This is a genomic window from Xylophilus sp. Leaf220, from assembly GCF_001421705.1.
Taxonomy (GTDB): domain Bacteria; phylum Pseudomonadota; class Gammaproteobacteria; order Burkholderiales; family Burkholderiaceae_C; genus Xylophilus.
In genome coordinates this window covers 22,223-29,565 of sequence record NZ_LMKO01000014.1, presented here as the reverse complement: position 1 = coordinate 29,565, position 7,343 = coordinate 22,223, and the positions used below count along the sequence as shown (strand labels likewise).

The 7,343-nt window shown below is 70.0% G+C and carries 9 protein-coding genes; 6 read left to right on the top strand and 3 right to left on the bottom strand.

Features of this window, described 5'->3' with window-relative positions:
- The 3 genes from ASE76_RS11655 to ASE76_RS11645 form a co-directional block, all read left to right on the top strand.
- On the top strand, positions 1 to 211 hold a 211-nt coding region (locus tag ASE76_RS11655), incomplete at its 5' end, for an aldehyde dehydrogenase family protein (RefSeq protein ID WP_156362683.1).
- Between the two features lie 58 nt (positions 212 to 269).
- Complete coding sequence (hpaI, locus tag ASE76_RS11650) at positions 270 to 1,076, top strand: 4-hydroxy-2-oxoheptanedioate aldolase (RefSeq protein ID WP_055839488.1); 807 nt, start codon at positions 270 to 272, stop codon at positions 1,074 to 1,076.
- Positions 1,077 to 1,220: 144 nt separating this feature from the next.
- Positions 1,221 to 3,062: a methyl-accepting chemotaxis protein gene (locus ASE76_RS11645; protein ID WP_055839485.1), complete on the top strand. Its 1,842-nt coding sequence runs from the start codon at positions 1,221 to 1,223 to the stop codon at positions 3,060 to 3,062.
- 43 nt (positions 3,063 to 3,105) lie between these two features.
- Here ASE76_RS11645 and ASE76_RS11640 read toward each other — a convergent pair whose 3' ends face one another.
- Positions 3,106 to 4,368, bottom strand: a complete 1,263-nt coding sequence (locus ASE76_RS11640) for an MFS transporter (RefSeq protein ID WP_055839483.1) — start codon at positions 4,366 to 4,368, stop codon at positions 3,106 to 3,108.
- A gap of 101 nt (positions 4,369 to 4,469) precedes the next feature.
- Here ASE76_RS11640 and ASE76_RS11635 point away from each other — a divergent pair, with 101 nt between their 5' ends.
- The 3 genes from ASE76_RS11635 (at position 4,470) to ASE76_RS11625 (ending at position 6,628) form a co-directional block, all read left to right on the top strand.
- The gene (locus ASE76_RS11635) at positions 4,470 to 5,390 is read left to right on the top strand and encodes a helix-turn-helix domain-containing protein (protein ID WP_082448393.1); all 921 of its coding nucleotides are present in this window, start codon (positions 4,470 to 4,472) and stop codon (positions 5,388 to 5,390) included.
- Between the two features lie 107 nt (positions 5,391 to 5,497).
- Complete coding sequence (locus ASE76_RS11630; RefSeq protein WP_055839481.1) at positions 5,498 to 6,415, top strand: SPFH domain-containing protein; 918 nt, start codon at positions 5,498 to 5,500, stop codon at positions 6,413 to 6,415.
- 9 nt (positions 6,416 to 6,424) lie between these two features.
- The gene (locus ASE76_RS11625; protein WP_055839478.1) at positions 6,425 to 6,628 is read left to right on the top strand and encodes a hypothetical protein; all 204 of its coding nucleotides are present in this window, start codon (positions 6,425 to 6,427) and stop codon (positions 6,626 to 6,628) included.
- A 40-nt stretch (positions 6,629 to 6,668) separates the two neighbouring features.
- On the opposite strand, the gene ASE76_RS11620 is transcribed toward ASE76_RS11625, so the two are convergent.
- Both ASE76_RS11620 and ASE76_RS11615 read right to left on the bottom strand, forming a co-directional pair.
- Positions 6,669 to 6,953 carry a HigA family addiction module antitoxin gene (locus ASE76_RS11620; protein WP_055839475.1) on the bottom strand — a complete coding sequence of 95 codons (285 nt, stop codon included), beginning with the start codon at positions 6,951 to 6,953 and terminating at the stop codon, positions 6,669 to 6,671.
- Positions 6,954 to 6,968: 15 nt separating this feature from the next.
- Entirely contained in the window at positions 6,969 to 7,247 is a 279-nt protein-coding gene (locus ASE76_RS11615) for a type II toxin-antitoxin system RelE/ParE family toxin (RefSeq protein WP_055839472.1), read from the bottom strand.
- Between the last annotated feature and the right edge of the window lie 96 nt (positions 7,248 to 7,343).

Below are 7,343 nucleotides of genomic sequence, written 5' to 3'. Positions count from 1 at the left end.
GGCGTATTTCTACAGCACCGACGTGCGGCGCATCTGGCGATTGGCCGAGGCGCTGGAGTCGGGGATCGTGGGGATCAACGAGGGGGCGATCGCGGCCGAGGCGGCGCCCTTCGGCGGGGTCAAGGAGTCGGGCTACGGGCGGGAAGGCTCGACCCACGGGCTCGACGATTACCTGCACACCAAGTACGTGTGCCAGGGTGGGCTGGACTGAGACAACCCACGAGACCGCTGCTGCTGCCGCACCCCCCACCATCGACCAAGGAAACCACATGCCCGCACACAACCCCTTCAAGACCGCCCTCGCCGCCGGCCAGCCCCAGGTCGGCCTCTGGCTGTCGATGGCCGATCCGTATTTGGCCGAGGTCAGCGCCACCGCCGGCTTCGACTGGCTGCTGATCGACGGCGAGCACGCGCCCAACGACATCCGCAGCACGCTGGCCGCGCTGCAGGCCGTCGCGCCCTACCCCGGCCAGCCGGTGGTGCGGGCGGTGCACGGCGATACCGCGCTGATCAAGCAGTTGCTCGACATCGGCGCCCGCAACCTGCTGGTGCCGATGGTGGACACGGCCGAGCAGGCACACGCCCTGGTCGCGGCCACCCGCTACCCGCCCCAGGGCATCCGCGGCGTGGGCAGTGCGGTGGGCCGCGTGTCGCTCTGGAGCGGCCGTGCCGACTACCTGGACGTGGCCGACGACGAGGTCTGCCTGCTGGTGCAGGCCGAGACGGTGACGGCGCTGCGGAACCTGGAGGCGATCTGCGCGGTCGACGGGGTGTACGGCGTCTTCATCGGACCGGCCGACCTGGCCGCGTCGATGGGCCACCGCGGCAAGCCCGGCCACCCGGAGGTGCAGGCCGCGATCGAGGCGGCGATGCGAACCATCGTCGCCTCGGGCAAGGCCGCCGGCACGTTGACGTCGGATGCGACGCTGGCCCGGCGCTACCTGGATCTCGGCTGCACCTTCGTCGCGGTGGGGGTGGACGTGGTCCTGTACGCGCAGGCCGCCCGGCGTCTGCGGGGCCAGTTCGCCGGCGACACGGCCGCATCCGCAGTGGCACCGCCGAGCGCCGCGTATTGACCGGCGTTCACGGTCCGGAATGACGGAAGCGTCGGATGCCCGGCAAAGCCATGCCCGCAGCGTGGCCTTGGCGCAACTATCCGCTTTCGACGTAAGCGCAGGTAACCGAATTACGCTGTAATCGCTTTCATTTTCGGTGCCGACATGATCCAGTCCCTGCGCTCCAGAATCCTCCTCATCAGCACCGCCACCGTCGTGGGTTCGCTGTTCGTCACCGGCGCCGCGACCTACGCGATCACCCGGGCCAGCACCTTCCAGACGATCGCGCAGGACCTGGATGCGATCGCGGCCGGCAACACGATGGCGATCGACCAGTGGGTCGCCGCCAAGGCCGCCGCGGTCAACGCCACCACCGCGGTGGTGGAACAGGGCGATCCGCAGAACTACGTGGCGCTGATGGGCAAGGCCAACGGCTTTCCCATCACCACGGTCGGCTGGTCCGACAAGACCTTCAAGTCGACCACCAAGACGGCACCCGACTACGACCCGACGGCGCGCCCCTGGTACAAGGCCGGCGTCCAGGCCGGCAAGTTGACCGTCACCAAGCCCTATGGCGACGCGACGACCGGCGTACCCTACGTCGCCTTCGTCGCACCGGTGATTCGCGATGGCAGCCTGCAGGGCGTGGTCAACGGCGCCGTTCCGCTGGACGGCGTGCGGGAGGTCGTCTCCGCGATCCACCCGACACCGGGCAGCCTGGGCTTCGTGGTCAACGGCGACGGCCAGGTGCTGGCGCATCCCGATGCCAAGCTCAGCCTGAAGCCGGTGACCGAGCTTTCCCCGCTGCTCACCCCCGCCGCCATGGCGTCGCTGGCCGGCGCCGCCCAGCCGATGGAAGTCGACCTGGGCGGCAGCACCAAGCTGCTCAAGTCGCGCCCGGTGCAGGGCACCGACTGGTCGCTGGTGGTGGCGCTCGACAAGGCCGAGGCCACCGCGGGCCTGCGCAGCGTGGTGCAGACGCTGGCGATCGCCATCGTGCTGCTGGCCGCCGCGGCGGCCGCCGTGGGCGCGCTGCTCACCGCCAAATCCTTCCGGCGCCTGTCGGAAGTGCGCGACGCGATGGACGAGATCGGCTCGGGCGGCGGCGACCTGACCCGGCGCCTGCCGGTCACCGGCCGGGACGAGGTGGCGCAGATCGCCGTGTCGTTCAACGCCTTCGTCGAGCAGATCGGCACCGTGCTGCAGGACGTGCGCAACGGCGTCGAATCGATGAAGACCGCCACCGACGAGATCCGGGCCGGCAACCAGGACCTGTCGACCCGCACCGAGACATCGGCCAGCAACCTGCAGGAGACCTCGGCCTCGCTCTCGCAGCTGACCGGCACGGTGCAGCAGTCGGCCGATTCCGCCGCGCAGGCCCAGCGCCTGGCCGCCTCGGCCAGCAGCGCCGCCACGCGCGGCGGCGAGGTGGTGGCCAGCGCGGTCAGCACGATGGACGACATCTCGAAGGCCTCGGCCAAGATCGGCGAGATCATCGGCGTGATCGACTCGATCGCCTTCCAGACCAACATCCTGGCGCTGAACGCGGCGGTCGAGGCGGCGCGGGCCGGCGAAAACGGCCGCGGCTTCGCGGTCGTCGCCAGCGAGGTGCGCAGCCTGGCGCACCGCAGCGCCACCGCCGCCAAGGAGATCAAGGCGCTGATCGACGCCTCGGGCGTCAGCGTCACCACCGGAACCCAGCGGGTGCGCGCCGCGGGCGAGACGATGGGCGAGATCGTCGAGAGCATCCAGCGGGTGGCGCAGATCATCGGCGAGATCAACGGATCGATGACCGAGCAGAGCGCCGGCATCGGCCAGATCAACCAGGCGGTGGCCGACATGGACCGCGCCACCCAGCAGAACGCCGCGCTGGTGGAGGAATCGACTGCCGCATCGGGCGTGCTGAACGACCAGGCCCACCACCTGTCGCGCACCGTGGCGGGCTTCACCCTCGACCGGCATGCGGCCGGCGGTGCCGAGCCTGTGCGGATGGCGCTGCCGCGCTAGGCCACGCCGACCGCCGGCCCCGCACGCGGGCCGCCGCGTAGCGTCAGGCCGGCACCAGCGACGCGGTGCGCCGCGCCTTGCGCACGTTGAACGCGCTGACGATCAGCACGCCCTGCACCACCGCCAGGCCCACCAGCACGCCGCGGAAGCGGCCGTGGTCCATCAGCGCGCCGAAGAGCAGCGGCGCGGTCGCCTGGCCGATGTCGAGGCCGGCGTAGACCACGCCGTAGACGCGGCCGGTCGCGTTCGGCGGCGTGGAGCGCTTGACGATCAGGTCGCGCGACGGGCCCGAGATGCCGGCCGAGAACCCCATCGCGCCGAACAGCACCGGCACCGCCAGCGGCGGCATGTCGAGCAGGCCCAGCGCCAGCGCGATCAGGGCCGCGATGCCGAAGCCGATGCCCACGATGCGCTCGCAGCGCGTGGGGTCCGAGGCCAGGAAGCCCCCCAGCACCATACCGCCGGCGCTCGCCACCATGTAGATCGTCAGGCACATCGCCACCAGCGCGACCGGCACCGCGTGCAGCTGACGCGCCGCCTCGGGCGCGAAGGCCTGCACCACGCTGAGCGATGCGGCATAGAAGAAGAAGAAACCGAAGCACATCCACACCGCCGGGATGCGCAGGAAATCGAACTTGCCTTCGACCAGATCGTCGTGGCCGGTGGCCTGCAGCACCGCCTTCTTGTCGAGCGCCAGGTGGCGGCGGTAGACCCACAGCACCGCCAGCACCGCCAGCGCCAGCACCCCGGCCGAGGCCAGCGCGACGCGCCACGAGAACGCCACCGCCAGCGGCACCACGAAGGCCGGCGCCAGCGCCCAGCCCAGGCTGCCGGTGATGCCGTGCACGCTGTAGGCATGGCCCAGCCGGGTGGGCGCCACCTTGCGGTTGAAGAGGGTGTAGTCGACCGGGTGGAACACGCCGTTGCCGATGCCGCCGATCACCGCGCTGCCCAGCAGCATCCAGTAGTTCTGCGCCATCGCATAGCCGAAGCCCGCCAGCGCCAGCATGCCCAGGCCCGCGAACAGCACCGGCCGCGGGCTGTAGCGGTCGACCACGAAGCCCGACAGCGCCTGCACGATGCACGACACCACGAAGAACACCGTCAGCACGAAGCCCAGCTCGGCATAGCCCACGCCGAACTCGGTCTTGAGCCACGGAAACAGCGGCGCCAGCAGCAGCTGGCTGAAGTGGCTGATGCCGTGGGCCACGCCCACCAGGCCGATCAGGGTGGCGTCGTTGCGGAAGGCCGCGCGCTCGGCCGGATCGCGGGCGGCGGTGGGTGCGGAATGGGTAGCTGAGGCCATGGCGGAAAAGCGCGGCGCACGCGAAAGATGAGGAGGAGCGGCGATCGTAGGCGCCGATCGCGCGGCAGAATTGCGACGAAGGGCCAACTTCCATCGAGAACATGCCAAAAACATCCAGCACCCCAGCCCGCCCGCCGCTTCGCGCCCGAGCCCGTGCCCGCGCGCCGGCCACCGGCACCGGCGCCCAGGTCGGCTCCCTCACGCCGCACCTGTTCGTGCCCACGCCCGACCGGCCGGTGCGCGCCAAGCAGCGGCCGCTGGCGGCCGACACCGTCGTGGTGCCGCACCGCCACGACTGGCCGCAGCTCACTTTCTCGGCCACCGGCGTGATCCGGGTCAGCACCGAGGGCGGCACCATCATCGTGCCGCCCTCCCGCGCCGCCTGGGTGCCCGCCGGCATGGAGCATTCGATCACCGTGGTGGAGGATGCCGAGCTGCGCACCGTGTACCTGCTGCCCCAGCCCGCGCCCTCGGCCGACCCGGCCTGGCAGCGCTGCGTGGTGCTGGAGATGGGCCCGCTGCTGCACGCCCTGGCCTTCGCCCTCGACAGCACGCCCGACGGCACGGCGGGCCCGGCCGGCGGCGCCGCCCACCTGGCGGAATGCCGCCGCCGCGAACGGATGATCGCCCCGCTGTTGCGCGACGAACTGGCCCGCGCGCCGCGACTGCGCATGGGCGTGCCGATGCCGCATGCCGAGCACGGCGACAAGCGCCTGCGCGCGCTGTGCGAGGCGGTGCTGCGCGCCCCCGCCCGTCCCGCCACCCTGGCGGAATGGGCCGCCAGCGCGGGCGCCAGCGAGCGCACCGCCGCACGCCTGTTCCGCAGCGAGCTGGGCATCAGCTGGCAGCAGTGGCGCCAGCAGGCCCTGCTCGCCCACGCCCTGCCGCTGCTGGCACGCGGCATGCCGGTCGCCCATGTGGCCGCCGCCAGCGGCTACGCCAGCGACAGCGCCTTCACCGCGATGTTCCGCGCGGCCATGGGGCGGTCCCCGCGGCACTTTCAGAACAGGAATGGGCTGTAGCCGACGTGCAGAGCGGGCGTACAGCTATCAAATCAGTAGCATGTGCAGAAAGACGTTGACGATGCAGGTCGAGCGATACTAAAGTGATATCACTTTTAGGAGATGCCATGCAACCGCCTGCCGCCACCGCCCCCTTCGTCCACCCTGCACCGCGCGTGATTCGCAGCGAGCGCCCCTACCGCTCGATGGGCGGCTACCTGGCGGCGTTGGCCGCGGCGTTGCTGTTCGGTGCCGGTCTGGCGGTGCTTCTGCAGCGCGGGCTGGCGCCGACGGGCGTGGGCGTCGCCTTGATCCTGGCCGGCGCCGCGCTCGCGCCGGGCTTCTACATGCTCAAGCCCAACGAGGGCATCATCTTCACCCTCTTCGGAGAGTACAAGGGCACCGACCGGTCGGAAGGCCTGCGCTGGACGAATCCCCTGCTCAGCGGGCAGAAGATATCGCTGCGGGCCCGCAACCTCAACACCGCGCCGCTCAAGGTCAACGACAAGCGCGGCAATCCGGTGGAGATCGGTGCGGCGGTGGTGTGGCGGGTGCGCGATACCGCGCAGGCGGTGTTCGAGATCGACGACTACACCCGGTTCGTCGGCATCCAGGCAGAGGCCGCGATCCGCCACCTGGCCACCCTCTACGCCTACGACAGCGGCGAGGACCTGGACGCCGAAGAAACGACGCTGCGCGCCGGCCTGGACGTGGTGGCCGATGCGCTGAAGGCCGAACTGAACCAGCGCTTCGAGAGCGCCGGCGTGGAGGTACTCGACGCCAAGCTGACCCACCTGGCCTACGCCGCCGAGATCGCCCAGGTGATGTTGCGCCGCCAGCAGGCGACCGCCATCGTCAGCGCGCGGCACCAGATCGTGGCCGGCGCGGTGGGCATGGTCGAAGCGGCCCTGAAGGGACTGTCAGACCGCAACCTGGTGGTGCTGGACGACGAGCGCAAGGCGGCGATGGTGTCGAACCTGCTGGTGGTGCTGTGCTCCGACAACGACGCGCAGCCGGTGATCAACACCGGCACGCTCTACACCTAGCGCGCGCCGATGGCGAGCCCCGGCAAGAAGTCGTTTCCGCTGCGCATCGATCCGGTCCTGTGGACCGAGATCGAACGGCTGGCCGCGCAGGAATTGCGCAGCGCCAATGCGCAGGTGGAGTTTCTGCTGCGCGAGGCGCTGGAGCGGCGTGGCCGGCTGCCACCGCGTGGCGGCGCCGCCGAGCCGCCCACCGCCGAATCGGTCGACGGCTAGAAGAAAGTTTGCTCAATGACGAGAAACCGCGACTCGGCGATCAGGCGGATTTCGCGATCAGCCGTCGGATCTTCGGCCGCTTGGCCTTGGCCGCCTGCCATAGATCGTGCTGCATCTGCATGCCGGCCCACAGTTCTGCGCTGGTACCGAAAGCGTCCCCCAGCCGAAAAGCCATGTCCGGCGACACACCGGCCGCCCCGGTCAGCACCCGCGAGAGCGTGACCCGGTTCACCCCCAACTGCGCAGCCGCCTCGGTCACGGTGATGTCGCCCAGATACTCCCGCAGTACCTCGCCCGGGTGCGGGGGGTTGTGCATACGTGTCATATCGATACCTCGCATTCAGTGGTAGTCACGGTAGTCCACCAGCACCGCGTCCGTCCCATCGAACGCAAAAACCATGCGCCAGTTTCCGTTGACGGTGATGGCCCAATGACCTTTCAAATCGCCCTTGAGCGGGTGCAATGCCCAGGCCGGCGCAGAAAGATCCTCCGGCCTTACGGCTTGGTCGAGAGCCGCCAGCTGAAGGCGCAGCTTCGTTGCATGCGCCGCCTGGACACCGGACTTGCTGCCGGTTTCGAAAAAGCGTTGCAGCCCCTTATGGCGAAAGCTCTTGATCATTTACGCAGATTGTAGCGTGTAGCGCATCGAGCTACACCCATTCGATTGATCAGCAGCAGGTCATCCAACCCGTACAGGCGATGGGTCCCGAACAGC